This is a genomic window from Mesorhizobium metallidurans STM 2683 (assembly GCF_000350085.1).
GTDB classification, from domain to species: Bacteria; Pseudomonadota; Alphaproteobacteria; order Rhizobiales; family Rhizobiaceae; genus Mesorhizobium; species Mesorhizobium metallidurans.
The window spans coordinates 24,555-49,865 of record NZ_CAUM01000008.1 but is presented as its reverse complement, the minus strand read 5'-3'; the positions used below and the strand labels follow the sequence as shown (position 1 = coordinate 49,865).

General features: G+C 64.2%; 19 protein-coding genes. 8 read left to right on the top strand and 11 right to left on the bottom strand.

Annotated elements, in window-relative coordinates; translation table 11 throughout:
* Window positions 1–89: 89 nt before the first annotated feature.
* Entirely contained in the window at window positions 90–512 is a 423-nt protein-coding gene (gene cueR, locus MESS2_RS02265) for a Cu(I)-responsive transcriptional regulator (protein ID WP_008872436.1), read from the bottom strand.
* Between the two features lie 228 nt (window positions 513–740).
* Between cueR and MESS2_RS02260 the strand changes: the two genes are divergently transcribed.
* Window positions 741–1,358, top strand: coding sequence for a L,D-transpeptidase (locus MESS2_RS02260; RefSeq protein ID WP_040591859.1), 618 nt, complete (start codon window positions 741–743; stop codon window positions 1,356–1,358).
* Between the two features lie 172 nt (window positions 1,359–1,530).
* Here the strand turns inward: MESS2_RS02260 and MESS2_RS02255 are convergent, their stop codons facing one another.
* The 6 genes from MESS2_RS02255 to MESS2_RS02230 form a co-directional block, all read right to left on the bottom strand.
* Window positions 1,531–2,100 (bottom strand): NifU family protein, encoded by a 570-nt coding sequence (locus tag MESS2_RS02255; protein WP_008872432.1) that lies wholly within the window; start codon window positions 2,098–2,100, stop codon window positions 1,531–1,533.
* Between the two features lie 141 nt (window positions 2,101–2,241).
* A complete protein-coding gene (locus MESS2_RS02250; RefSeq protein ID WP_008872431.1) occupies window positions 2,242–2,733 on the bottom strand; it encodes a universal stress protein in 492 nt (163 codons plus the stop codon).
* Between the two features lie 106 nt (window positions 2,734–2,839).
* The gene (gene trpS, locus MESS2_RS02245) at window positions 2,840–3,907 is read right to left on the bottom strand and encodes a tryptophan--tRNA ligase (RefSeq protein WP_008872429.1); all 1,068 of its coding nucleotides are present in this window, start codon (window positions 3,905–3,907) and stop codon (window positions 2,840–2,842) included.
* Window positions 3,908–4,025: 118 nt separating this feature from the next.
* Window positions 4,026–5,633, bottom strand: coding sequence for a murein biosynthesis integral membrane protein MurJ (gene murJ / locus MESS2_RS02240; RefSeq protein WP_008872428.1), 1,608 nt, complete (start codon window positions 5,631–5,633; stop codon window positions 4,026–4,028).
* Between the two features lie 66 nt (window positions 5,634–5,699).
* Window positions 5,700–8,501 (bottom strand): [protein-PII] uridylyltransferase, encoded by a 2,802-nt coding sequence (locus MESS2_RS02235; RefSeq protein ID WP_008872427.1) that lies wholly within the window; start codon window positions 8,499–8,501, stop codon window positions 5,700–5,702.
* A 33-nt stretch (window positions 8,502–8,534) separates the two neighbouring features.
* The gene (locus MESS2_RS02230) at window positions 8,535–9,386 is read right to left on the bottom strand and encodes a glycosyltransferase family 25 protein (RefSeq protein ID WP_040591857.1); all 852 of its coding nucleotides are present in this window, start codon (window positions 9,384–9,386) and stop codon (window positions 8,535–8,537) included.
* A 190-nt stretch (window positions 9,387–9,576) separates the two neighbouring features.
* On the opposite strand from MESS2_RS02230, the gene MESS2_RS02225 reads away from it, so the two are divergent.
* The 3 genes from MESS2_RS02225 (at window position 9,577) to MESS2_RS02215 (ending at window position 13,445) form a co-directional block, all read left to right on the top strand.
* Window positions 9,577–12,081: a heavy metal translocating P-type ATPase gene (locus tag MESS2_RS02225; RefSeq protein WP_008872424.1), complete on the top strand. Its 2,505-nt coding sequence runs from the start codon at window positions 9,577–9,579 to the stop codon at window positions 12,079–12,081.
* A gap of 42 nt (window positions 12,082–12,123) precedes the next feature.
* Window positions 12,124–12,504 (top strand): CopM family metallochaperone, encoded by a 381-nt coding sequence (gene copM / locus MESS2_RS02220; RefSeq protein ID WP_008872423.1) that lies wholly within the window; start codon window positions 12,124–12,126, stop codon window positions 12,502–12,504.
* A 95-nt stretch (window positions 12,505–12,599) separates the two neighbouring features.
* Window positions 12,600–13,445, top strand: coding sequence for an aldo/keto reductase (locus MESS2_RS02215; protein WP_008872422.1), 846 nt, complete (start codon window positions 12,600–12,602; stop codon window positions 13,443–13,445).
* A 228-nt stretch (window positions 13,446–13,673) separates the two neighbouring features.
* On the opposite strand, the gene mutS is transcribed toward MESS2_RS02215, so the two are convergent.
* On the bottom strand, window positions 13,674–16,403 hold the full coding sequence (gene mutS, locus MESS2_RS02210) for a DNA mismatch repair protein MutS (RefSeq protein WP_008872421.1): 2,730 nt from the start codon (window positions 16,401–16,403) through the stop codon (window positions 13,674–13,676).
* A 159-nt stretch (window positions 16,404–16,562) separates the two neighbouring features.
* Between mutS and MESS2_RS02205 the strand changes: the two genes are divergently transcribed.
* Both MESS2_RS02205 and MESS2_RS02200 read left to right on the top strand, forming a co-directional pair.
* Complete coding sequence (locus tag MESS2_RS02205) at window positions 16,563–17,756, top strand: glycosyltransferase family protein (RefSeq protein ID WP_008872420.1); 1,194 nt, start codon at window positions 16,563–16,565, stop codon at window positions 17,754–17,756.
* A 134-nt stretch (window positions 17,757–17,890) separates the two neighbouring features.
* The gene (locus MESS2_RS02200) at window positions 17,891–20,170 is read left to right on the top strand and encodes an NADP-dependent malic enzyme (protein WP_008872419.1); all 2,280 of its coding nucleotides are present in this window, start codon (window positions 17,891–17,893) and stop codon (window positions 20,168–20,170) included.
* Between the two features lie 76 nt (window positions 20,171–20,246).
* On the opposite strand, the gene MESS2_RS02195 is transcribed toward MESS2_RS02200, so the two are convergent.
* Both MESS2_RS02195 and MESS2_RS02190 read right to left on the bottom strand, forming a co-directional pair.
* Window positions 20,247–20,900 carry a hypothetical protein gene (locus MESS2_RS02195; RefSeq protein WP_008872418.1) on the bottom strand — a complete coding sequence of 218 codons (654 nt, stop codon included), beginning with the start codon at window positions 20,898–20,900 and terminating at the stop codon, window positions 20,247–20,249.
* A gap of 442 nt (window positions 20,901–21,342) precedes the next feature.
* Entirely contained in the window at window positions 21,343–22,335 is a 993-nt protein-coding gene (locus MESS2_RS02190) for an adenosine kinase (RefSeq protein ID WP_008872416.1), read from the bottom strand.
* 255 nt (window positions 22,336–22,590) lie between these two features.
* On the opposite strand from MESS2_RS02190, the gene MESS2_RS02185 reads away from it, so the two are divergent.
* Complete coding sequence (locus MESS2_RS02185; RefSeq protein ID WP_040591855.1) at window positions 22,591–23,493, top strand: DMT family transporter; 903 nt, start codon at window positions 22,591–22,593, stop codon at window positions 23,491–23,493.
* A 115-nt stretch (window positions 23,494–23,608) separates the two neighbouring features.
* Entirely contained in the window at window positions 23,609–24,379 is a 771-nt protein-coding gene (locus MESS2_RS02180; RefSeq protein WP_051069018.1) for a sulfate transporter family protein, read from the top strand.
* On the opposite strand, the gene MESS2_RS02175 is transcribed toward MESS2_RS02180, so the two are convergent.
* On the bottom strand, window positions 24,310–25,308 hold the full coding sequence (locus tag MESS2_RS02175; protein ID WP_008872413.1) for a proline racemase family protein: 999 nt from the start codon (window positions 25,306–25,308) through the stop codon (window positions 24,310–24,312). The genes MESS2_RS02180 and MESS2_RS02175 overlap by 70 nt on opposite strands.
* Window positions 25,309–25,311 lie beyond the last annotated feature (3 nt).

Here is a 25,311-nt window from a genome sequence, read left to right as displayed (position 1 = left end):
ATAGCGGTGCAGATGGTGTTCGGCGCAATGCTGGTAAACGCCCTTCATGCCGCGCTTGAAGATCGAATAATAGCCTTCGACGGTGTTGCCTACACTGCCGCCGAAGCGCCCTTATTGCCGTCCTCCGCACCACCCGCGATATCATCCAAAATCGGGCAGTCCGGCCGGTCGTCGCCGTGGCAGGCGTGGATCAGTTTCTGCAGGGTCGTGCGCATCGACTGCAACTCGCGCACCTTCTCCTCGATGGCGCTGACATGGGCGGCCGCGATCTCGCGCACGTCGTGGCTGGCGCGGCTGCGATCCTGATAGAGCGCCATCAACTGGCGGCAATCGTCGATGGAAAAGCCCAGGTTGCGCGCGCGGCGCAGGAAAGCCAGCCGGTGGATGTCGTCGCCCGTATAGTCGCGGTAGCCATTGCCGGCGCGCCGGGGACGAATCAGGCCGATCTCCTCATAGTAGCGGATGGTCTTGGCCGGCAGGCCGGAACGGTGGGCAGCATCGCCGACATTCATGGTGACTTCCTCGACTTCCGGCAGCCTTGACGAACTGCCCCCATTGATTTTGCTTCACAATCCCCTGAGGCCTGTTGCCGAAATGCCATAGTAACGTGGTTACCGGCACGTAAGCCCTCGCATATAGGCATCGCGCGCTTGGCAAGCAAAGCAAATGCCAGCATGAATGATGGCGACAAAGCGGCCGTAACGAGCCGCACTATTTTGGGCGGGGCATCGGACCTTTTTATGCGCTTGAAGTCATTTGCAATCGTCGCTGCACTTGCGCTGTCGACCGCTATCAGCGGTTGCAGCACCATCGGCTCGCGGGTGTTCTCTAACGACTATGGCGCGATGACCGATGCCGGTTATTCATTGCCGCGTATTCCGATCGAAAAAGTGCCGTTCAAGTACCGCCGGCAAGTGGTGGATTACGACACCAGGGAAAAGCCGGGCACCATCATCGTCGATACGCAGAACAAGTTCCTCTATTTCGTCATGAGCGACGGCGAGGCGATGCGCTACGGCATCGGCGTCGGCCGCGAAGGCTTTGAATGGAATGGCACCGCCCGCATCGCGCTGAAGCGCGAATGGCCGACCTGGACGCCGCCCGGAGCGATGATCAAGCGCCAGCCCGAGTTGGCCAAGTTCGCCGGCGGCATGGAGCCGGGGTTGAATAACCCGCTCGGCGCGCGCGCCATGTATCTGTTCAACAGGGGCGGCGATTCGGGCTACCGCCTGCATGGCAGCCCGGAATGGAACTCGATCGGCAAGGCGGTGTCGTCGGGCTGCATCCGGCTGATGAACCAGGACATCATCGACCTCTACGACCGCACATCGGTCGGCACCAAGGTCATCGTTTTATAGGACCATGATCCCGAAAAGTGGAAACCGGTTTTCGGAAAAGATCATGGTCAAACAAGAAGATTTTCATACGCGGACCGTCTAGGCAACAACTGACGTCCAAAACAGAAAACCGGGCAATTCGGCCCGGTTTTTTGTTTTGCCCGAAGGCGAATTGTTCCTGGTCGTCTGTCTCTCAGGAGACCTGTTCGACCTGCTGCACTTCGGGCACGAAATGCCGCAAAAGGTTCTGGATGCCGTGCTTCAGCGTCGCCGTCGATGACGGGCAGCCGGCGCAGGCCCCCTTCATGTGCAGGAACACGGTGCCGTTCTCGAAGCCGCGGAAAGTGATGTCGCCGCCATCCTGGGCGACGGCCGGGCGCACCCTGGTATCGAGCAGTTCCTTGATGGTGATGACCAGTTCCTCGTCGGCCTTGTCGTAGAATTCGCCGGTCTGGCTGGTTTCGGCGGCGGGTCCGGCCTTGGCCATTACAGGCGCGCCGGACATGAAATGCTCCATGATGGCGCCGAGGATCGCCGGCTTCAAATGCTGCCAGTCGGGGCCGTCCTTGGTCACGGTGACGAAGTCATAGCCGAAAAAGACGCCGGTGACGCCAGGGATCTCGAACAGCCGGCCGGCCAGCGGGGAGGCAGCAGCGGCGCTGGCGGCGTCGCGAAAATCGGCGGTGCCTTCGACAAGCACTTCCTTGCCGGGCAGGAATTTCAGCGTCGCGGGATTTGGCGTCGATTCGGTCTGGATGAACATAGCCGTCTCCATGCCCGTTTCGGGCAGATAGTTTGGAATAATTCTAAATAGGCTTTATCGGCTGGACATTCAAGCGAAACGCATCGCCGGAATGGCTGGCTGGCGGAATGTTTTGCCAGGGGTCTAATCCCTGCGTCTGCTCTAAGCCAGGCTGTCGATCTCCTCATCGGAAAGATTCTGCGGCACCACGGTCACCGGGATGGGGAAGGCGGCGCCCTTGCCGGCGACCGCGCCGACCAGCGGTCCGGGTCCCTCCTTGCCGGCGCCGGCCGCCAGCACCAGTATGGCGATGTCCTGGTCTTCCTCGATCAATTTGTGGATTTCTTCCGTCGGCTTGCCTTCGCGCACCACCAGTTCCGGCTCGATGCCGAGCTTCTGGCGCACCTTGTTCGCGTAGCTGTCGAGGGCCGCGCGGGCCGTCGCATTGGCCTCCTCGCGCATGATCTTCTCGACGCCCAGCCAGTGCTGGAAATCGTCCGGCTCGATCACGTAAAGCAGCACCAGCACACCGCTCGTGCTCTGCGCGCGCTTCGAGGCGTAGGCGACGGCGCGCTCGCATTCCGGCGTGTCGTCGATGATCGCCAGGAACTTGCGGCGATGGCCGGCTTCGCGGCTGAGGCGTTTGGAGACCATGTCTATCTACTCGGTATCGTGTGGCCGCAATCTGCCACCGCCGCAGACCGGCCGCAAGCGGTCGGCCATTGCTGCGGTATTAGGGGCGGCAATGTCAGGACAGGGGTCAATCCTGCAGCAGGCCGATGATGTCGCGCACCGTCTTCATCGTCGCCTCGGCCAGGACGCCGGCGCGTTCGCCGCCATCCTTCAAGACGGCGTCGACATAGGCGCGGTCGCCGGAAATACGGCGCATTTCGGCAGCGACCGGCGCCAGTCTTTCCACGGCAAGGTCGGCCAGCGCCGGCTTGAACACGGAAAACTGCTGGCCGCCGAACTCCTTGAGCACCGCCTCCTTCGAGATTTCGGCCAGACCCGCATAGATGCCGACGAGGTTTTCCGCCTCCGGCCGGCCAGCCAGGCCGTCCAGTTCGCCCGGCAATGCTTCGGGATCGGTCTTGGCCTTGCGGATCTTCTTCGAAATGGCGTCGGCATCGTCGGTCAGATTGATGCGCGACAGGTCCGACGGATCCGATTTCGACATCTTCTTCGAGCCGTCGCGCAGGCTCATGATGCGCGTCGCCGGTCCGCCAATGACCGGTTCGGTCAGCGGGAAATAGCCGTTCACCGTCTCCTCGCCGACCGGCATTTCCACGCCGACGCCAAGGCGGGCGATGCGATCCGAGAAATCATTGTTGAATTTCTGCGCGATGTCGCGGGTCAGCTCCAGATGCTGCTTCTGATCCTCACCCACCGGCACGTGGGTGGCGCGATAGAGCAGAATGTCGGCAGCCATCAGGCTCGGATAGGCAAGCAGCCCGAGCGAAGCATTCTCGCGGTCCTTGCCTGCCTTGTCCTTGAACTGCGTCATCTTGTTCATCCAGCCGATGCGCGCCACGCAGTTGAAGATCCAGGCAAGCTCTGCGTGCTGCATGACCCGCGACTGGTTGAAGACGATGTGCTTCTTCGGGTCGATGCCGGAGGCGAGGAAGGCAGCGGTGATCGAGCGCGTCTGGTCGGCAAGGTCGTCATGGACGAGCTGCGCGGTCAGCGAATGCAGGTCGACGACGCAATAGATGCAGTTGGATGTGTCCTGCAGGGCGACGAATTTCTTGATGGCGCCGAGATAATTGCCGAGATGCAGGTTGCCGGTCGGCTGGACGCCGGAAAAGACGAGTGGCTTGAAGGCGGTCATGATGTCCTCATGGCTTGTGGAGGGCCGTTTCGCGCGCGGCGAAAGTCTTGCGACGGCGCGCTTATGGACGAGAGCGGCGGCCCGATCAAGACCCGTCGCAGTCGCCGGATCGGGCTGTCTATTCGTCCAGATCGGCTTTTGCGACGGGCGTTGCGTTCGGCGTTCTGCCTCGTTTGATGTTCCGCCTAATCATGCCGAAATCGGCGCCGCCGCTGGCGAAGGCGGTGACGAAGTAGAGCAGCGCTCCGCCGGCGACGAGCGCAAGCAGCGTCGTTGCCTTGATCAACAGCGGTGAGCCAGGGCCGAGCCTGGCGGCAAACCAGTGCTCGGCGAAATAGAGCGCCGCCGCCATCACCGCCGCCGACAGCACCAGCCTGGGAATCCGTTTCAGCAGCGGAACGTCGCGGCCCCAATGGCCGCGCCGGATCAGCACGGCGAGCAGCATCAGCGCATTGACCCAGCCGGCGACGGCCGAAGCGACCGCGATACCCGGCGCGCCCATCGACGGGAACAGTGTCAGCGCGGTGGTGACGTTCACAGCCACCGAGATGGCGGCGAAGATCATCGGCGTGCGCGTGTCCTCGCGGGCGAAATAGCCTGGCGTGAATGCCTTGATCAGCACGAAGGCCGGCAGGCCGAGGCCGAAGATCGCCAGGATCGCCGCCACGGTCGGCGTCGAGTTGTTGGCGGCAAAGGCACCGCGCTCGTAGACCAGCCGCACGATCGGCTCGGACATGACAAGCAAGGCGGCGGCAGCGGGCAAGGTCATGAACAGCGTGAACTCGACCGAGCGGTTCTGCAGATTGGCCGCTTCGATCAGATTGCCCGACTTCAGCGCCCGCGACAGTTCCGGCAACAAAACGATCGCGACGGCGACGCCGACGACACCGAGCGGCAACTGGTAGATGCGGTCGGCATAGGCGAGCGACGACACCGCGCTGTCCTGCGCCGACGCGATCGCGGTGCCGATCAGCTGGTTGATCTGGGTGATGCCGCCGGTGATCGCCGCCGGCAGCGCCAGAATCAAGAGCCGCTTGACGCTGGGCGTCATCCTCGGCCGGCGAAAGCCGATCGAGATGCCGGCATGGCGCACCGCCACCCAGACGATGGCGAGTTGCACCAGCCCCGCCGCCAGCACGCCCCAGGCCAGCCCGAAGCCGACCGTGCGGGCGTCCGATCCCTTGTACCAGGCATAGGCGAGCACGCCGATCAGGATGATGTTGAGGAATACCGGCGCCACAGCAGCCGCGAAATAGCGGCGCAGCGAATTCAGCATGCCGGCCATCATGGCGCCCAGCGACATGCAGATCAGGTAGGGAAACATGATGGTCGCAAGCCGGACCGTCGTCTCGAACTTTCCCGGCGTGTCGGCAAAGCCCGGCGCCACCAGATAGCGCACGATCAGCGGCATCGCCAGTTCCATGGCGATGGTCAGCGCCAGAAGTGCCGTGAACAGCACGCCGAACACTTCTTCGGAAAAGCGCTTGGCGCCGTCGGTGCCGTGGGTCTCGATCTCCTTGGCGAAGAGCGGCACGAAGGCGGCGTTGAAGGCGCCTTCGGCGAACAGCCGGCGGAAGGTGTTGGGAAACTGGAAGGCGGCGTTGAAGGCGTCGGCGATCGGCCCGGTGCCGAGTGCGGCCGCCATCAGCATCTCGCGGCCGAAGCCGAGGGCGCGGCTCATCAGCGTGCCGGAAGCGACGGTGGCGAATTTTTTGACCAGGCTCATTGTTGTGAAGATGGGCTCATTTGTGTGGAGATTGCCTGCGAGATGAGGAAAAATCGAGGACGGCGTTCACTCGGCCGCGGCCTTGGCCTTGCCGCCGCGTTCGGGCGCGGTGCCTTCGAGTGCTGCGACCAGCCTGTTGTGGATGGCGCTGATGCGCGCCGGGCTGTCGATCTTCTGGCCGGTGAGATCGGTGACGTAGAAGGTGTCGATGACCTTCTCGCCGAAGGTGGTGATATGGGCCGATGCGATGTCGAGCGACAGGTCCGACAGCGCCCCGGTGATCTCTGAAAGCAGGCCCGGCCGGTCCAGCCCCTCGACCTCGATCACGGAAAACCGGTTCGACAGCGTGTTGCGGATTTCGGCGCGCGGCGGAATGCGGAACACCTTGGCGCCGCGCCGAGGCTTGGTTCGCTTTTCGATCATCTCGGGCAGCCAGCTCTTGCCCGACAGCACGTCCTCGATCAGCCGGCCGACGCGCTCGGCGCGGCGGCGCTCGTCCTCGTCGCGATCGAACTCCCGCGAGATCAGGATGGTGTCCAGTGCGCGGCCGTCGGACGTGGTGAAGATCTGCGCGTCGACGATGTTGCCGCCGGCTGCCGCGCAGGCGCCGGCAATGACCGAAAGCAGCCGGGGATGGTCCTGCGCCAGAACGGTGATTTCCGTCACCGCCTCGAACTGGTGCGTCTTGACCATGGTGACGAGCTTCTTGCCGGCGGCGTCCGCCTCGCGGATGAACTCGGCATGGCGGAGCTGGTCGGCGAGATCGACCGCCAGCAGATAGTTCTCGTAATGCAGGCCGGCATAACGCTTTCGGGCCTTCTCGGGCCATTCGGCGAGCGCCTCGGCGAGCGCCTCCCGTGCCGCCGCCGTCCGCTTGGCGCGCGACACTTCCGAGAATCCGCCGGTCAGCAACAGCTCGGTCTCGTAGTAGAGCGTGCGCAGCAACTGCCCTTTCCAGCCGTTCCACACGCCCGGGCCGACGCCCCTGATGTCGCAGACGGTGAGGATCAGCAGCAGCTTGAGCCGCTCGACCGATTGCACGACCGCCGCGAAATCCTCGATCGTCTTGCGGTCGTTGAGGTCGCGGGTCTGCGCCGTCATCGGCATGACGAGATGGTTCTCGACCAGCCAGGCGACCGTTTCGGTGTCGGCCGGCGAGAGCCCCATATGCGGGCAGATGCGCCGCGCGATCCGGGCGCCCACCTCGGAATGGTCCTCCGGTCGTCCCTTGGCGATGTCGTGCAGCAGCACCGCGACATAGAGCGCCTCGCGGCTTTTCCGCAAGCCCGGCAACAGCGTGTGCGAGAGCGGATGGAGCTTCTCGCCGTCACCGCGCTCGATCTCGGCCAGCACGCCGATGCAGCGGATCAGGTGCTCGTCGACCGTGTAGTGGTGGTACATCGAAAACTGCATCATGGCGACGATCTTGCCGAAATCCGGGATCAGCTTTGCAAGCAAACCCGCCTCGTTCATGCGCCTGAGATTGAGCTCGGCGTTGCGGTCCGAGGTCAATATGTCGAGGAACAGCCGGTTGGCCTCCTCGTCGCGGCGCAGCGCCTTGCCGACAAGGCCGAGCGACCGGGTCAAAAGCTTCAGCGCATCGGGATGGAATTCCAGCCCGTGCTTGTCGGCGAACCAGAACAGCCTCAGAAGATTGACCGGATCGCGCTCGAACACCTGGTCGTCGGCGATGTTGATGCGGTGGTTGTCGACAATGAAATCGGAGGTGCCGGCAAGCTTGCGCTTGCGGCGCGAGAAGGTGAGGAAGATGCGGTTGAAACCCGGCACATGCTTGGCCTGCTCTTCCTCGAGCGCCGCGCAGAAGATGCGGGTGAGGTCTCCGACATCCTTGGCGACGAGGAAGTAGTGTTTCATGAAGCGCTCGACCGCCGACAGGCCCGGATGGGTGGTGTAGCCCAGCCGCTCGGCGATCTCGCGCTGGATGTCGAAGTGCAGCCGCTCCTCGGCCTTGCCGGTGAGGAAATGCATGTGGCAGCGCACGGCCCACAGGAAATCCTCGGCCTTTTGGAATTCCCGGTATTCGGCGTCGGTGAAGACGCCCTTGTCGACCAGTTCCTCGCCGGTGCGCACCCGGTAGAAATACTTGCCGATCCAGAACAGCGTCTGCAGGTCGCGCAGGCCGCCCTTGCCGTCCTTGACATTGGGTTCGACCAGATAGCGGCTTTCGCCGGCCTTGGCATGGCGCTCGTCGCGTTCGGCAAGCTTCGCCTGCACATATTCGGGGCCGGTCGTGCGCACCACCTCGCGGTCGAAGCGCAGCAAGAGCTCGTCATAAAGCTTCTGCTCGCCCCACAGGAAGCGCGCTTCCAGGATCGAGGTGCGGATGGTGATGTCGGTGCGCGACAGTCTCAGGCATTCGTCGATGTTGCGTGTGGCGTGGCCGACCTTCAGTCCGAGATCCCACAGCATGTAAAGCATGTATTCGACGATCTGCTCGCCCCATGGCGTCTGCTTGTAGGGCAGCAGGAACAGGAGGTCGATGTCGGACCCCGGCGCCAGCGTGCCGCGGCCATAGCCGCCGACCGCGACGACGGCCATGCGTTCGGCCGAAGACGGGTTTTTCACGCGATAGACATGGGTGGCGGCGAAATCGTAGAGCGCGCGGATGATTTCGTCCATGAGATGCGACAGGCGCGCGGCGCAGGCACTGCCGCTGCCATCCTCCATCAGCATGCGTTCGGCGATCGTGCGACCGTCGGCCAGCCTGCCCTTGAGAAGCTGGAGAACGCCCTTACGCGTAGCCTTGCCCGAGCCGTCGCCTGCCGTGGCAGCGGTCAGCGCGGTCATGTCGCGGCGCAAGGCTTCGCCGTCGATCAATTCGTCGAGCTTCAGGGCTATTTTTGCCATAAGTGCTGTTCGGCCTCGCCGTTTCGGCGGCGTCTATAGCGCGTTTTCGCGGCGCTGGGTATGGGGCGGGCGGATACGCTCACCGCGATAGTCGAATGGGATGATCGTCTCTTGCCGCAGCCGGCAGAGGTCGAACATCTGCTCTCCTATCCGCTTGATCTCGGTCCTGATTTTGTTCAATCCAGTCTTCCTGCGTCTTTTGATCATCTCGATTATTTCACGCTGCTCGCCGCGATCCTGCTTGAGCATGCTCGGCAATCCGACGGCAATGTCACCCAGGAACTGGTCCTGCACGCACAGTGCCGGAACGAGCTGGTAGATGGTCTTGCTGGACGACGTTGTCAGGCTTGGATTGAAGACGATGTGGTCGACCGGTATACCGATATCCCCGGTGGCGTCGACGAGATCGCATGCGGCCTGCCTTGAAAGGATGTAGCCGGCTGTCCCGATATGGGTTCGGTGGAGCCTGGAAACGGAAAAGCCGTGGCCTGCCGAAACGCGCTTTCGCGCGATGGTGGTTTTCTTGAAGAACGTCTCCAGCTTGACGATATCGGCATCGGCCGGAATCCAGCCGGTATCGGCAAGCAATGCGCCGGCTTTCGCCGAAAAGACGATATCGTCCTCGAAGATAGCGCCGTAGGCAGCGTCGCCGGTCGCGATGATCGCCCAGCAGGCCCTGTGGCTGAGCAGGCAGGCGATCTCGGCGTCCGTCATGCGCAGCGGCGATTTGCGCTTGACGCGCAGCGGCATAAGGGCGAGGTCGGGCCGATTCCGTGCGTCGATCGCCGCAAACCGTTCGAACCCAACGCCGATCCTGGCAAACTCGGCCGTCATATGGGCGAGCCTGTCGCGGGACCGATCGAGATTGATGACCAGACATTTCATTTTGAACGGGATCGACGCGCGGTTGGCCAAAAGTGGTGGCGTCCATAGCACACCGGCGCAATTGCGTGCGGTTTTTTCCTCCATGCGGTTCTGTGAGGGGCAGGTTCGAAAAATTGAAACTGGCCCCTTGACCTTCCAGTTACTGGAGGCACTACCTCCGCCTTGAGATTGAGACACAGAGGCTTTTCGCATGACCCATTCCGGCCACGATCATCACGCGCATGGCGGTTGCTGCTCGCCGAAAGCAGCTCCGTCCGCCGCGGAAGCTGTCGCCCGCGATCCGGTCTGCGGGATGATTGTCGATCCGGCTGCCGGCAAGCCGACGGCCGGACATGGCGGCCAGATCCTCCATTTCTGCAGCGAGCGCTGCCGCCAGAAATTCGTCGCCGAGCCGCGGAAATATCTGACGGCCACCGATCCCGTCTGCGGCATGAGCGTCGACCGCGCCATCGCGAAGCACTTTCTCCGGCACGAGGGCCAGGGCTTCTATTTCTGTTCGGCTGCTTGCCAGGCGAAATTCGCAGCGGAGCCGGCAAAATATCTCGGCAATAGGCCGGAATCGCCGGCGATGCCTAAAGGAACGCAATACACCTGCCCGATGCATCCCGAAATCGTGCGCGACAAGCCCGGCTCCTGCCCGATCTGCGGCATGGCGCTGGAGCCCATGGGCGTGCCGACCGGCGAAGTGGGCCCGAACCCGGAGCTGGTCGACTTCACCAGGCGCTTCTGGGTAAGTGCCGTGCTGTCCGTGCCGTTGCTGGTCATTGCCATGGCGCCGATGCTCGGTCTGACCTTTCCAGCCTTCATCGACGATCGGACGAAGGTCTGGCTAGAACTGGTGCTGGCGAGTCCGGTGGTGCTGTGGGCCGCCTTTCCCTTCTTCCATCGCGGCTGGGATTCGGTTCTCAACCGCAGCCCCAACATGTGGACGCTGATTTCGCTCGGCGTCGGCGCGGCCTATGTCTACAGCGTCGCCGCCACGCTGTTTCCGGGTATCTTCCCGCACCAGTTCCGCGGTCATGGCGGCACGGTGCCGGTCTATTTCGAGGCCGCCGCCGTCATCGTGACGCTGGTCTTCCTCGGCCAGGTGCTGGAATTGCGCGCCCGGGAAAAAACCGGCTCGGCGATCCGCGCACTGCTCGACCTGGCGCCGAAGACGGCGCGGCGGATCGGCGAGGACGGTTCCGAGAGCGACGTGCCGCTCGATGCGGTCAATGCCGGCGACCGCCTGCGCATCCGTCCCGGTGATGCCGTTCCGGTCGACGGCATCGTGCTCGAAGGTCGCTCCTCCGTCGACGAATCGATGATATCGGGCGAGCCGCTGCCGGTCGAAAAAACTGAAGGCGATGTTTTGACCGGCGGCACGCTCAACAGACAAGGCTCGCTTGTCATGCGCGCCGACAAGGTCGGCGCCGAGACGATGCTGGCGCGCATCGTCGAGCTCGTCGCCAAGGCGCAGCGCTCGCGCGCGCCGATCCAGGGGTTGGCCGACCGCGTCTCCTTCTACTTCGTGCCCGCCGTCGTGCTGGTCGCGATCCTTGCCTTCGTCGCCTGGGCGGTCTTCGGCCCACCGCCCAGCATGATCTTCGCCATCGTCTCGGCGGTCTCGGTGCTGATCATCGCCTGTCCTTGCGCGCTGGGCCTGGCGACGCCGATGTCGATCATGACCGCCACCGGGCGCGGCGCGCATGTCGGCGTGCTGATCAAGGAAGCGGCGGCGCTCGAACGCTTTGCCTCCGTCGATACGTTGATCGTCGACAAGACCGGGACGCTGACCGAAGGCCGGCCGCGATTGACCGATGTCGTCGCTGCCAGAGGCATCGAGGATAATGAATTGCTGGCGCTCGCCGCTGCTTTGGAGAAGGGCTCGGAGCATCCGCTGGCCGAGGCGATCGTCGAAGGCGCCGGCGAGCGGGGATTGAAAATCACTGACGCCAATGACTTCGAGGCGGCCACCGGCAAAGGCGTTTCCGGCACGGTGTCGGGCAAGAAGGTCGCGCTCGGCAATACGGCCATGATGGCCGATCTCGGCATCGACACCGCGCCGCTCGGTGAACAGGCCACGGCACTGCAGGCGGACGGCAAGACGGTGATGTTCGTTGCCGTAGGGGAAAAGCTGGCCGGCATCGTCGCCGTCGCCGATCCGGTCAAGGCGACGACACAAGAAGCGATCAAGGCGCTGCATGACAGCGGGCTGAAGATCATCATGGCGACCGGCGACAATGAGCGCACCGCCAGGGCCATCGCGAAAAGCCTCGGTATCGACGAAGTGCGCGCCGGCCTGCTGCCGGAACAGAAGGGCGCGCTGGTCGAGGAACTGCGCGCCGGGGGCGCCGGGGTGGCGATGGCCGGCGACGGCGTCAACGATGCACCCGCGCTTGCCGCCGCCGATGTCGGCATCGCCATGGGCACCGGCGCCGACGTCGCGGTCGAAAGCGCCGGGATCACGCTGGTCAAGGGTGATCTCAACGGCATCGTCCGGGCCCGCACGCTCGCTCAGGCAACGATCCGCAACATCCGCCAGAACCTGTTTTCCGCCTTCCTCTACAACGTACTTGGCGTGCCGGTCGCGGCCGGCGTGCTCTATCCGCTTACCGGGACGCTTTTGTCGCCGATGCTGGCGGCAGCTGCGATGAGCTTGTCCTCGGTTTCGGTCATCGCCAACGCGTTGCGGCTCAGGACGTTGAAACTCTGAGCCAAGCCCCAGCTAGAAATCCGTTCAAAAAGGAGACAATGAATGACCTTGGCCAAGAAGATCGTGCTGCTGCTGATGGCGGCTGGAATGCTGATTGCCGTTTTCCTCGAAAGCATGCCGGCGCAGTCCCAGGAAATGAAACACGACATGGGCGCGATGAGCGCGCAAAGCCCCTCGACCGACGGCTACAAGGCGGCGATGGACAAGATGCACACCGAAATGATGGCGATCGAATATTCCGGCAATGCCGATGTCGACTTCGCCCGCGGCATGATCCCGCATCACCAGGCGGCCATCGAGATGGCCAAGATCGAGCTTGCCAACGGCAAGGATCCGGAAATGCGCAAGCTGGCCGAAGCTGTCATCGCCGCGCAGGAAGCCGAGATCAAGCAGTTGCAGGCCTGGCTCGCCGCCTATCGGTAGAGTAGGGCCTGCCATGATTCCGGAATCCGGTGGAAGCGCTTTCCGGATTTCTGCCGTCGGCTATGATAAGTTCCGGTCCCGGCTGGAGCACATGGATGCCATCGACGATCAGAACCACCATGCTGCCCTCCGGCGAAGCCGTCCAGGTGCTTGGCCAGGGCACGTGGAAGATGGGCGAGGACGCCCGCAGCCGTGCCGACGAGGTCAACGCCCTCAAGCTGGGGCTGGACCTTGGCGTCACGTTGATCGACACGGCTGAAATGTATGCCAGCGGCGGCGCCGAGGAGGTGGTGGCGCAGGCCATTGCCGGGCGCCGCGCCGAGACCTTCCTGGTTTCCAAGGTGCTGCCGTCCAACGCTTCGCGCGCCGGCGTGGCGCGCGCCTGCGAGAACAGCCTGAAGCGCCTCTCCACCGACCGCATCGATCTTTATCTCTTGCATTGGCCCGGCAGCGTACCGCTGGCGGAAACCGTCGAGGCCTTCGAAGCCTTGAAGAAGGCCGGCAAGATCCGCCACTGGGGCGTCAGCAATTTCGACACCCACGAGATGGAGCAGCTGGTCGACCTGCCTGGCGGCGGCAATGTCCAGACCAACCAGATCCTCTACAATCTGTCCCAGCGCGGCCCCGAATTCGACCTTTCGCCCTGGAGCCGGCAGCGCGGCATGCCGCTGATGGCCTATTCGCCGGTCGATCAGGGCACACTGGCGCGCAACGCCAGGCTCGAAGCCATCGCTGCCCGCCACGATGCCACGCCGGCGCAAATCGCCCTTGCCTGGGTGATGCGCCAAGACGGCGTCATCGCCATTCCGAAGGCCAGCCGGCAGGAGCATGTCCGCCAGAACGTCGCCGCGCTCGACATCAAGCTCACTTCGGAAGATTTCGCCGACCTCGACCGCGCCTTTCCGCCGCCGACCCGCAAGCGCGGGCTGGAGATGATTTAAGGATGACGGCGCGGGACCAGAAGCAAAGGTCGCGTTCCTTCGCGCCCCGCTCTGTCCTGCCGGACATCCCCCTCAAGGGGGGAGATCGGATACCACCTCGGCTTTCGCCAATTACCAGCGTTAAAAGGTGAGCTGAACGTAGAACCTGCCAATCTCCCCCCTTGAGGGGGAGATGTCCGGCAGGACAGAGGGAGGCGCCGTAGAGCGCTATCGGACGAAGCCCACGGTCTACTTCCCCACCATACCCTTCAGCCGGTACAGCACCTCCAGTGCCTCTCTCGGCGTCATCTCGTCGGGGTTGATAGCGCTGAGCGCCTCACCCAGCGCATCGTTCCTGGCCGGCTTGGGCGCCTCCCGCTTCAGCGCCACCGAAAACAGCGGCAGATCATCGACCAGCCGGTTTGCCTTGCCCGAAACTTCGCCGGCTTCGAGCTGGTGCAGCACCTCCTTGGCCCGGCCGACCACGGCTTCCGGCAGGCCGGCCAGGCGCGCCACCTGCACGCCATAGGAGCGGTCGGCCGCACCCTTGCCGACCTCGTGCAGGAAGACGACGTCGCCCTCCCATTCCTTGACCCTCATGGTGACGTTGTGCAGCCGCGGCAGTTTCCCGGCCAGCGCCGTCATCTCGTGGAAATGGGTGGCGAAGATCGCCCGGCAGCGGTTCTTCTCATGCAGATATTCGACCGCCGCCCAGGCGATCGACAGGCCGTCGAAAGTCGCGGTGCCGCGGCCGATCTCATCGAGGATGACCAGCGCGCGCTCGCCGGCCTGATTGAGGATCGCCGCCGTCTCGACCATCTCGACCATGAAGGTCGAGCGGCCGCGCGCCAGATCGTCGGAGGCGCCGACCCGCGAGAACAGCCGGTCGACGACGCCGATATGGGCTGATGTCGCCGGCACGAACGAGCCGGTCTGGGCAAGAATGGCGATCAGCGCGTTCTGCCTGAGGAACGTCGACTTGCCGCCCATATTGGGACCGGTCAGCAGCCAGATCGCGCCGTTCTTCGCTCCACCTTCCGGTGACAGGTCGCAATCATTGGCGACGAACGGGCCTTCGCCCGAACGCCGCAGCGCCTGCTCGACCACTGGATGGCGCCCGCCCGAAATCTCGAAGGCAAGGCTTGCATCCACCACCGGCCGGCACCAGGCCTCGCTTTCCGAGAGCAGGGCGAGCGCCGCCGAGACGTCGAGCACGGCAAGCGCCTCGGCGCCCGCGCGAATCTTGTCCGCTTCGCCGACCGCTTCAGCCGTCAGCCGGTCGAAAGCGGCAAGCTCGATGCTCAGCGCCCGGTCGGCGGCATTGGCGATCTTCGATTCCAGCCCGGCCAGCTCGGTCGTTGTGAAGCGCATGGCGTTGGCCATGGTCTGGCGATGGATGAAGCGCGCCTTCGCCCCGTCGCTGCCGGTCATGATCGAATGGTGGTTGGCGGTCACCTCGATGTAGTAGCCCAGCACATTGTTGTGCCGGATTTTCAACGAGCGGATACCGGTCTCCTCGATCAGCGAGCGCTCCAGCCCGGCGATCACTTTGCGCGATTCGTCGCGCAGCGCCCGCATCTCATCCAGCTCGCCGTGATAGCCGGAGCGGATGAAGCCGCCATCTCGTTTCAGCAGCGGCAATTCCTCGCCGAGCGCCTGTGCCAGATGCGCGGCAAGTGTGCGTGGCAGCGCTTCGATCGCCGCCAGCGCCGACGCCGCTTCCTGGGGCAGAGTGGCTTCTCCGAACAGTTCGGCAATGGTGCCCGCCGCCTCGAAGCCGGCGCGCAGCGCACCGAGATCGCGCGGGCCGCCGCGATTGAGCGCCAGCCTGGACAGCGCGCGCGGCATGTCGGCGACGCTCTTCAGGCTCGCCCGCACCGCCTGGCAGAGCCGAGTCTCGGAGCGGAAGAACGATACCGAGTCCAGCCTGGCGCCGATCGCTGCCGGGTCGGTCAGCGGCGCCATCAGCCGGTCGGCGAGCAGCCTTGCGCCGCCGCCGGTCACCGTGCGGTCGATCGCCTTGAACAGCGAGCCGTCGCGGCTGCCGGACAAGGTGCGCAGCAATTCCAGATTGGCGCGCGTCGCCGGGTCGATGAACAGTGTCGAGCCCTGCTCTTCGCGTTCGGGCCGCGACAGCGGCGGTCGCTCCGCCTTCTGCGTCTTCTCGACATAGGCGATCGCGCCCGAGATCGCCGACAGCTCGGCGCGCGAAAACGTGCCGAAACCGTCCGGCGTCGCCACCGCGAAGAAGCGCGCGATGCGCCCCGCCGCCGAGGCCGAATCGAACAGCGAGGGCGGCTGCGGACTGGCGACGCGGCCAAGCACGTCGAACACCGGTTTCAGCTCCGGGTCATAGAACACCGGCTCGGCGACGATCAGTTCGCGCGGGTCGACGCGGAACACATCGGCGACCAGCCGGTCGGCGGTGGTCTCGGCGACGCGGAAGCTGCCGGTCGAGATCTCGATCCAGGCCAGGGCGAAAGCATGCTCAGCCCCACCCTTGACCCGCCCCAGCGCCATCAAAAAACTCGATTCCGACGGCGCCAGCAATTTGTCCTCGGTGATGGTGCCGGGCGTCACCAGCCGTACCACATCGCGGCGCACCACCGATTTGCCGCCGCGTTTCTTCGCCTCCGCCGGATCCTCGATCTGCTCGCAGACGGCGACGCGGAACCCTTGTCCGATCAGCTTCTGCAGGTAGTCGTCGGCCGCATGCACCGGCACGCCGCACATCGGGATGTCGTGGCCCTGGTGCTTGCCGCGCTTGGTCAGCACGATGCCCAGCGCCCGGCTCGCCTTTTCGGCGTCGTCAAAGAACAGCTCGTAGAAGTCGCCCATGCGGTAGAACAGCAGCGAATCCGGGTTCGCCGCCTTGATCTCGATGAACTGTTCGATCATCGGCGTGGCCCCGCCGGCGGCGGCCGGCATCGGCGTCATGGCCGCCGGGGCGTCGATATCTTTTGGAGTGCGCATATCCATGCCTTGCTCTAGCAGATGTGGCCGGACGGTTTAATGCCGGCGGATTGAAAAACGGGGGAAACCGCGACTGCGAATGCGGGCAATGGGCAGCGCACCGACATTGCCTCGCGCCGGAATGCTCAATATTGATCGTTCGGGATCGGAGCTTGGGCGGGCGCGGTGGACAAGGACAGGCACGAGACATTCGAGGAGATGATCGGTCCCGTCGGGTCGCCGTTGCAGCGCATGCTGCTCAAGGCGGCCCGCCGCGCCAACCGCACCGCCGACAAGCTCAGGCTCTCGGCGCGAAAGCGGTTTCCCTTCATCCTTCCGTCCCGTGGTCCGCTGTCCAACCTCGACGGCGGCATCCAGGTTTCCGTGCATGTGGTCAGCCGCGATCCGCTGGTGTTGTATACGCCGGTGGGCGGGCCTCGCCCGTTTTATTCCGTCGCCGCCATCGGCCGGCGCCTGGCGTCGCAGCGCGCCGCATTCCTGCTGATGCCGAGCTGGACCCTGGAGCGGCCGGCCGTCGTCGACCAGATCGGCCGGGATCTCGCCTGGTATGCCAGGCTTTGCCCCGATCATGAGGTCATCTTCCTCTGCAACACCGACGAGGAGCGCCGGCTGATCGCCGCGGTTGACGGCACGGCGATCTTTTCCAATCACAATCTGATGATATCGGAGGATGTGTTCCGGCCGCTGCCGGACGTGCCGGTCGAGTTCGACGCCGTCTATACCGGCCGCATATCGCATACCAAGCGGCATTACCTCGCCTTAGATATCGAAAGGCTGGTTCACATCGCCACGTCGATCGGCGAACTGCCGCCTTCCGGCGCCCGCGCCTTCATCCATCGCCTGCAGGCGCAATCGCCGCTCCACCGCATCGCCAATCCGATCATCGACGGCATGACCGCAAGCCTGCCGCAGGAAGAAGTCAATCGCGTCTACAACCAGGCCGCGGTCGGGCTCTGCCTTTCGGCAGCGGAAGGCGCGATGTACTCCAGCATGGAATATCTGATGGCCGGGCTGCCGATCGTCTCGACGCCAAGCCTTGGCGGGCGCGACGTCTATTTCGATCCGGACTATTGCCTGATAGCCGAGCCGGAACCAGCGGCGATCCGCAAAGCTGTCGAGACGCTGCGCGACCGCGCCATCCCGCGCGAGGAGATTCGCGCTCGCACGCTGGAAAAGGTGCGCGCGCAGCGGCTGGAGTTGATGGCCTATCTGTCGGCGCTGCTGCGGCGCATGGGCAGCGACGCACCGCCGCTCTCGCAATGGCCGTTTCCCCCAACCGGGGCGCTGATGCGATGGGCGCCGGTGCGCGACCATGCGCGGGAACTTGCCGTGCTAGGCTCCTCGTCTGATCGAGCCTGACTGAAGACGCCTGCGCCTCAACCGCGATTCCGCACCGCTTGGCGGTTTACAGCGGCGGCGTGTGGCCTTAATTCGGAACTCCAAAAAGCACCCGTCTCAAGCGGTGCTGTACCGGCGAGGAAATCAAAAGCATCATGGCCAGGAAAACCGAAAACAATGGCCCCTCCGTCAGCGCTCAGGAGGCGCTCGAATTCCACGCCATGGGCAGGCCCGGCAAGCTGGAGATCGTCGCCACCAAGCCGATGGCGACGCAGCGCGACTTGAGCCTCGCCTATTCGCCGGGCGTCGCAGTTCCCGTCCTTGCCATCGCCGAGGACCCAAGCCGCGCTTTCGACTACACCACGCGCGGCAATATGGTCGCCGTCATTTCCAACGGCACCGCCATCCTCGGCCTCGGCAATCTCGGCGCGCTGGCCTCCAAGCCTGTCATGGAAGGCAAGGCGGTGCTGTTCAAGCGCTTCGCCGATGTCGATTCCATCGATCTCGAGGTCGACACCGAGGATGCCGACGAATTCATCAACTGCGTGCGTTATCTCGGCCCTTCCTTCGGCGGCATCAACCTCGAGGACATCAAGGCGCCGGAATGCTTCATCATCGAGCAGCGCCTGCGCGAGCTGATGGATATTCCGGTCTTCCATGACGACCAGCACGGCACCGCCATCATCTCGGCCGCCGGCCTGATCAATGCGCTGGAGGTCACCGGCCGCGACATGAGGACCACCAGGATGGTCTGCAATGGCGCGGGTGCGGCCGGCATCGCCTGCATCGAGCTGATGAAGGCGATGGGCTTCGCACCGGAAAACATCATCCTGTGCGACACCAAGGGCGTCGTCTTTCAAGGCCGCACCGAAGGCATGAACCAGTGGAAGTCGGCGCATGCGGTCAAGACCGAGGCGCGCTCGCTGGCCGAGGCGCTCGATGGCGCCGATATCTTCCTCGGCCTCTCCGCCAAGGGCGCGCTGACCACCAGGATGGTGCAGTCGATGGCCAAGAACCCGATCATCTTCGCCATGGCCAATCCCGATCCGGAGATCACGCCGGAGGAAGTGGCCAAGATCCGCACCGACGCCATCATGGCCACCGGCCGTTCGGACTATCCGAACCAGGTCAATAATGTGCTCGGCTTCCCCTACATCTTCCGCGGCGCGCTGGATGTGCGCGCCACCACCATCAACGACGACATGAAGATCGCAGCCGCACGAGCGCTCGCCGAGCTGGCGCGCCAGGACGTGCCCGACGATGTCGCCGCCGCCTATCAGGGCAACCGGCCGAAATTCGGCCCCAGCTACATCATCCCGGTGCCGTTCGACCCGCGCCTGATCTCCGCTATTCCGCTTGCCGTGGCCAAGGCCGCGATGGATAGCGGCGTCGCCCGCAAGCCGATCCTCGATCTCGACCGCTACGCGCAGGAGCTGTCGGCCCGCCGCGACCCGATCGCCTCGACCCTGCAGCGCATCTACGACCGTGTGCGCCGCCAGCCCAAGCGCATCGTCTTCGCCGAGGGCGAGGAGGAGCAGGTGATGCGCGCCGCCGTCTCCTATGTGAACCAGCGGCTCGGCACTGCTATCCTGCTCGGCCGCGACGACGTCATCGAGGAGAACGCCAGGCATGCCGGCATCGAGCTCAACAAGCAGGGCATCGAGATCATCAACGCCAGGCTGTCGCGCCGCAACAGCGTCTACACCGACTATCTCTACGAGCGCATGCAGCGCAAGGGCTTCCTGTTCCGCGACTGCCAGCGCCTGATCAACAACGACCGCAACCATTTCGCCGCCTGCATGGTGGCGCTGGGCGATGCCGACGGCATCGTCACCGGCGTCACCCGCAACTATTCGACGGCGCTGGACGACATCCGCCGCGTCATCGACGCCAAGCCCGGCCACCGCGTCATCGGCGCCTCGATCGTGCTGGCAAGAGGCCGCACCGTGATCGTCGCCGATACCGCCGTGCACGACATGCCGAATGCCGAGCAGATCGCCGACATCGCCGAGGAGGCCGCCGGTTTCGCCCGCCGCATGGGCTACGAGCCGCGGCTCGCCATGCTCGCCTATTCGACCTTCGGCCACCCGCAGGGCGAGCGCTCCGAGCGCGTCCAGGAAGCGGTGCGCATCCTCGACAAAAGGCGCGTCGATTTCGAATATGACGGCGAGATGGCCGCCGACGTGGCGCTCAATGCCCGCGCCATGGCGCAATATCCGTTCATCAGGCTCACCGGCCCGGCCAACGTGCTGATCATGCCGGCCTTCCACTCGGCTTCGATCTCGACCAAGATGCTGCAGGAACTTGGCGGCTCGACCGTCATTGGCCCGCTGCTGGTCGGCCTGAACAAGCCGGTGCAGATCGTCTCGCTCAACGCCAAGGATAGCGACATCGTGAATATGGCGGCGATCGCGGCGTATACGGCGGGGGCTTGAGCAACGGCTCGTATTGCGGACGAAAAAGCCATCCCCCGCATGCGGGAGAAGGCCGGATACATGGTGATGAGATAGCTCATTCCTGGCCGCGGCAGCTCTGATAGGCCTGCCGCCAGTAGCGCCAGCCGGTCGTCTTCCACTTCCAGAATTCATAGCCGCAGCCACCGTGATCGGCAGCGACGATCGTCACGCCGCCCCAGAACCAGGAGCCGTGCTTGTTGTGGCCATGGTGATTGCCGTGGTCATGGTCCTTGCCGGGTTTGCATCCGAACACCTTGCAATGCAGCTTGGGCCTATGCTTCAGGATCGGCGGCTTGGCCTTGCAGCCAGTCACGGCGCAGTTGAGTTTCCCCGTTATCTTGGGGCGGATCTTGTCGCCAAGGGACGGCAGTTTGCTTACGGTGCGGCGGATGCGCGTTTGCGGCATCGCCGAATTCTGCTTCACGGCCTGTGAAATACCCTGTTTCACCTTGAACTTGTTTTCTTCGGCCTGGGCGCCGTCGGTGACGGCCATGGCTCCGATGATCGTGGCCAGCAACAGGACGATGCCGGGGAGGCGACGTTCGATCCTGAACATCGATGCCAGGCGCGCCATGCCTTTGGCGGGCACGGCCGATCTTTCCTGACGCGCGCGAGCCATCGCGCCGGTGTAGAGCTTTTCGTGCTGCGTCGGCGTCAACGCGCCGGGACCGACGCCGCTGAAAGCGTCGACCGTTACGGGAGTAAACATCTTCCTGATCCTTCAGTTGGTTGGCGGCCTCGGCCGCGGAGCCGTCCCCACGGGTTCGCTCCATGGCGCGGTTTTTCGCCCTCCGCTGTTTCGGATGAATGCCGAAACTCGACTGAAGTGTTTCAATTGTTGCGGTTCGCCCGTGCTGTGCGATGGCAAAAAGCCACCGCTGTTATGCGGCGACATCCCGTCAAGGGCAGGGCTATCGCAGGTGAAAAGCCGAGGCTTTCGCTCTACGATGGACCCCCACCCCTAACCCCTCCCCACAAGGGGAGGGAGACTTCCGTTGGCGCTGACCTCGGCAAATTGCCAGCCTTTCGGCGCCAAAGAGGAAGCAAAGGCACGCGGCAGCGTTCCCTCCCCCTTGTGGGGAGGGTTAGGGTGGGGGTCCCCATCTTCGCAAGAATCCAAATGCGATAGCCCTGCCCGCAAGGGAAGGTCTCTAAATCAACCCTGCCTGCTCGGCCTCGCGGCGCAGGTTCTGACGCGGCCTTGGGCCGATCTGCTGGATGACCAGCCCGGCCGCCAGCGAGCCGAGATCGCCGCACGCCTTCAGGCTGCGGCCTTGCGTGTAGCCGTAGAGGAAGCCGGCGGCATAGAGGTCGCCGGCGCCGGTCGTGTCGACCAGCTCGCGGATCCTGGTCGCCTGAATGGTGACTGTCTCGTCGCCGCGCACGATCACCGAGCCCTTTTCCGAGCGGGTGACGGCGGCGATCTTGCAGTCCTTGCGGATCTGCGCCAGCGCCTCGTCGAAGGAGGCGGTCTGGTAGAGCGACTTGATCTCGTGGCTGTTGGCAAAGACGATGTCGACGGTGCCCGAGCGCATCAAATCGAGGAACTCGTCGCGGTAGCGGTCGACGCAGAACGAATCCGACAGCGTCATCGACACTTCGCGCCCTGCCGCATGCGCGAGCTTCGCCGTCTGCCGGATCGCTTCCTTGGCGCGCGGCGGGTCCCAAAGATAGCCTTCGAAATAGGTGACCGCCGCACCGGAAGCCTTGTCGGCCTCGACATCCTCCGGCCCGAGCTCGACGCAGGCGCCGAGATAGGTGTTCATCGAGCGCTCGCCGTCCGGCGTCACGAAGATCATCGAGCGTGCCGTCGGCGGCTCGCCCTGAAGCGGCCTGGTGTCGAAGGCGACGCCCTGCGCATGGATGTCGTGGGCGTAGATCTCGCCGAGCGGATCGTTCGAGACCTTGCCGAAGAAGGCGGCGCGGCCGCCGAAGGAGGCGACGCCCGCCGCCGTGTTGCCGGCGCTGCCGCCGGAGGCTTCGATCGCCGGGCCCATGCGGCTGTAGAGAAGCTCGGCGCGGCTTGTGTCGATGAGGTTCATGGCGCCCTTGATGATGCCGTTCGTTTCCAGGAATGCCTCGTCGCACTGGGCGATGATGTCGACAATGGCATTTCCGATGCAAAGCACGTCATAGTCCGGCATCAATATCTCCGCCAAAAACCACCGGCTTTCTGCCACGCCGGCCGCAGGCGGGTCTAGCGATTTGCCGCCACTTTGCCTACCCCGAAAATCATCGCGACGACCTTGGCAGCGAGCCGCTGCTGCAGCCATCGCATCGAACTGGACCATACCGGCCGCGACGCTGGCGGCTATGGTTGCATCCACATCGAAACATTTTTGTTTGGTCATGAGCTAGAAGCAGGTCCAATCGAAGTTTCCGAAGGCGCTGACAAAGCAATGCCAGAAAAGACCAACATGACCACAGAACTGGCCCTGCTCGGCGTGCTGGCCGTTCTGTGGGGCGCGTCCTATTCCTTCATCAAGGTCGGCGTCGAGACGATCCCCCCGGTAACCTTCATCGCGGGAAGAACCCTGATCGCCGGCGGCATCCTGCTCGCGCTCATCCGCTGGCGCGGCCTCGCCATGCCGAGGGATGCGGCAACCTGGCGCCGGTTCATGTTTCAGGCCTGCATGAACAGCGTCGTGCCGTTCACGCTGATTGCCGCCGCCGAACGCACCATCGACGCGGGTCTTGCCACCATCCTCAATGCGACGTCGCCGATCTTCACCTTCCTGTTGACCGCGCTCATCACCCGCCACGAGCCGGTGACCACGCGCAAACTGTTCGGCGTCGGGGCGGGCATCGCGGGCATATGCCTCATTGTCGGCACCCAGGCGCTGGGCGGTCTTGGCCATCAGCTCTGGGCGCAGCTTGCCGTCATCGCCGCCACCGTCAGCTACGCCGGTGCCGCTATTTTCGGGCGCAACTTCAGGGGTCTCGACCCCATGGTGCCGGCGGCCGGCTCGATGATTTGCGGCGCGGCAATCCTCATCCCGCTGAGCCTGGTTTTCGACCGGCCGTGGACGCTCTCGCCGTCGACGGCCTCGATCCTTGCGCTGCTTGGACTTTCGGTGTTTTCGACCGCGCTCGCCTTCTCGATCTTTTTCCGCCTCATCCACACGCTGGGCTCCGTCGGCACCACCTCGCAAGCCTATCTGCGTGTGCCGATCGGCGTCGGCATCGGCGCTCTCTTCCTCGGCGAGAGCCTCGGCCCAACAGCCTGGCTCGGCATGGCCTTCGTCGTCGCCGGCGTGGCGGCGATGACCATTCCCGCCCGCAAGCCGGCGCTCGCGCGATAGGTTTTTACCATCAGCGGTAGTTGTGCTGGTAACCAGCCTTTCCTATCTCGGGGGCGTCCTGCCCATAATGGGCTGCACATATTGGGTTGGAAAAGGTTGGGGGTTTGAAAACGCCGTGATATCAGACGCCGCCCGCGCCGCCTTGAGCCGGCTGTTCTCGCCCGAATTCCGCTCGGTTTTCATCAAGACGCTGGGGCTCACCTTGCTGGCGCTGGTCGCCTTGTGGTTCGGGCTGACCAGCCTGGTGGAATGGCTGGCCCTGCCATGGCTTGAGACACTGATACCTGGCCTGCCGTCCTGGGCCGGCTGGCTGGGCGGCATCATCGCCGCCATCGCTCTTGCCTTCGGGATGGCGCTGCTCATCGCGCCGGTGACGGCGATCATTGCCGGCCTGTTCCTCGACGATGTCGCCGAAGTGGTCGAGCGCACCGACTATCCCGGCGATCCGCCCGGACGTGCCATGCCGGCGCTGCGCTCGCTGGCGCTGGCGATAAAATTCTTCGGCGTCGTCATCCTTGGCAACATCGTCGCCTTGCTGTTGCTTCTGGTGCCGGGCATCAACATCGCTGCCTTCTTCATCGTCAACGGCTATCTGCTTGGGCGCGAGTTCTTCGAATTCGCCGCCATGCGCTTTCGCCCGGAGACCGAGGCGAGGGCGCTCCGCAAGAAATATGCCGGCACGGTGTTCCTGGCCGGCCTGCTCATCGCTGCCTTCCTCGCTGTGCCGTTAGTCAACCTTGTGACGCCGCTTTTCGCCGCCGCCATGATGGTGCATCTGCACAAGGCGATTTCGGCACGCGAGAGCCACGCGCCAATTCAGAACAGCAGAAAGCCGCGTCCCAGCTCATCGTCGGGCTCGACGATGAACTCGACCCGGCCCGAGTAATAGGCGCGGCCGCCGACGCGGGCGATGATCGCGTCATGCGGTCCGGCTTTTGCGGTCCGTGTCACGCTCCCGGAAAAACGCGAGCCGGCGATGCTCTCGAAGGTCCGTTCCTGGCCGATCGCGATCTCGCCCTTGGCATGCATGGCCGCCAGCCGCGCGGTGACGCCCGAGCCGGTCGGCGAGCGGTCGACCTGGGCCTCGGCGAAGACGCAGATGTTTTTTGTCGCGTCGCCGCAAAACGCGTCCTTGCCGTCGGTCAGGATGCTGCCATAGAGAAAGGCGAGATCGGCATGGTCGGGGTGCGACAGCGGGAATTCCGTCTTCAGCGTCTCCGTCAGCACTGTTGCCGCATCGACGAAATCGCGCACGCGGCTCCTGCCGAATTCCAGCTCGAATTGGCGGCAATCGGCCAGTGCGTAGAAGGCGCCGCCATAGGCGATGTCGAAGCCGATCGCGCCGTAGCCCGGCAGCTCGATCTGCCGGTCGCGGGCAAAGAGAAAGGCCGGCACGCTTTCGAACGACACCGCTCCCGCTCTGCCATCGCTGATCTCCACGGAAGCCACCACCAGCCCGCACGGCGCTTCGATGTTGACCATCGTTACCGGCTCTTGCCGGGCCACCAGCCCCTCGTCGACGGCATAGCGGCCGAGCGCGACGATGGCGTGGCCGCACATGGTCGAATAGCCCTCATTGTGCATGAACAGCACCGCGAGATCGGCGCCGGGCAGGTCGGGCTCGACCAGCAGCGCACCATACATGTCGTAATGGCCGCGCGGCTCGAACATCAGGATCTTCCTGAGATGATCGAGGTGATCGCGCACATGGGCGCGCTTTTCCAGGATTGTGCCCTTGGGTATCGCGGGATAGCCGCCGGTGACGATCCTGAGCGGCTCGCCGCCGGTATGCATATCGACGACGGTGAGCGTCATGTG

Excerpts from the sequence above, each read along its gene's own strand:
- MESS2_RS02200 (WP_008872419.1), top strand. The coding sequence starts at position 17,891 with ATGGCCAGGAAAACCGAAAACAATGGCCCCTCCGTCAGCGCTCAGGAG.
- MESS2_RS02260 (WP_040591859.1), top strand. The coding sequence starts at position 741 with ATGCGCTTGAAGTCATTTGCAATCGTCGCTGCACTTGCGCTGTCGACC.
- copM (WP_008872423.1), top strand. The coding sequence starts at position 12,124 with ATGACCTTGGCCAAGAAGATCGTGCTGCTGCTGATGGCGGCTGGAATG.
- cueR (WP_008872436.1), bottom strand. The coding sequence starts at position 512 with ATGAATGTCGGCGATGCTGCCCACCGTTCCGGCCTGCCGGCCAAGACC.
- MESS2_RS02230 (WP_040591857.1), bottom strand. The coding sequence starts at position 9,386 with ATGAAATGTCTGGTCATCAATCTCGATCGGTCCCGCGACAGGCTCGCC.
- MESS2_RS02185 (WP_040591855.1), top strand. The coding sequence starts at position 22,591 with ATGCCAGAAAAGACCAACATGACCACAGAACTGGCCCTGCTCGGCGTG.
- murJ (WP_008872428.1), bottom strand. The coding sequence starts at position 5,633 with ATGAGCCTGGTCAAAAAATTCGCCACCGTCGCTTCCGGCACGCTGATG.
- MESS2_RS02215 (WP_008872422.1), top strand. The coding sequence starts at position 12,600 with ATGCCATCGACGATCAGAACCACCATGCTGCCCTCCGGCGAAGCCGTC.
- MESS2_RS02235 (WP_008872427.1), bottom strand. The coding sequence starts at position 8,501 with ATGGCAAAAATAGCCCTGAAGCTCGACGAATTGATCGACGGCGAAGCC.
- MESS2_RS02175 (WP_008872413.1), bottom strand. The coding sequence starts at position 25,308 with ATGACGCTCACCGTCGTCGATATGCATACCGGCGGCGAGCCGCTCAGG.
- MESS2_RS02195 (WP_008872418.1), bottom strand. The coding sequence starts at position 20,900 with ATGTTTACTCCCGTAACGGTCGACGCTTTCAGCGGCGTCGGTCCCGGC.
- trpS (WP_008872429.1), bottom strand. The coding sequence starts at position 3,907 with ATGACCGCCTTCAAGCCACTCGTCTTTTCCGGCGTCCAGCCGACCGGC.
- mutS (WP_008872421.1), bottom strand. The coding sequence starts at position 16,403 with ATGGATATGCGCACTCCAAAAGATATCGACGCCCCGGCGGCCATGACG.
- MESS2_RS02225 (WP_008872424.1), top strand. The coding sequence starts at position 9,577 with ATGACCCATTCCGGCCACGATCATCACGCGCATGGCGGTTGCTGCTCG.
- MESS2_RS02190 (WP_008872416.1), bottom strand. The coding sequence starts at position 22,335 with ATGCCGGACTATGACGTGCTTTGCATCGGAAATGCCATTGTCGACATC.
- MESS2_RS02250 (WP_008872431.1), bottom strand. The coding sequence starts at position 2,733 with ATGGTCTCCAAACGCCTCAGCCGCGAAGCCGGCCATCGCCGCAAGTTC.
- MESS2_RS02255 (WP_008872432.1), bottom strand. The coding sequence starts at position 2,100 with ATGTTCATCCAGACCGAATCGACGCCAAATCCCGCGACGCTGAAATTC.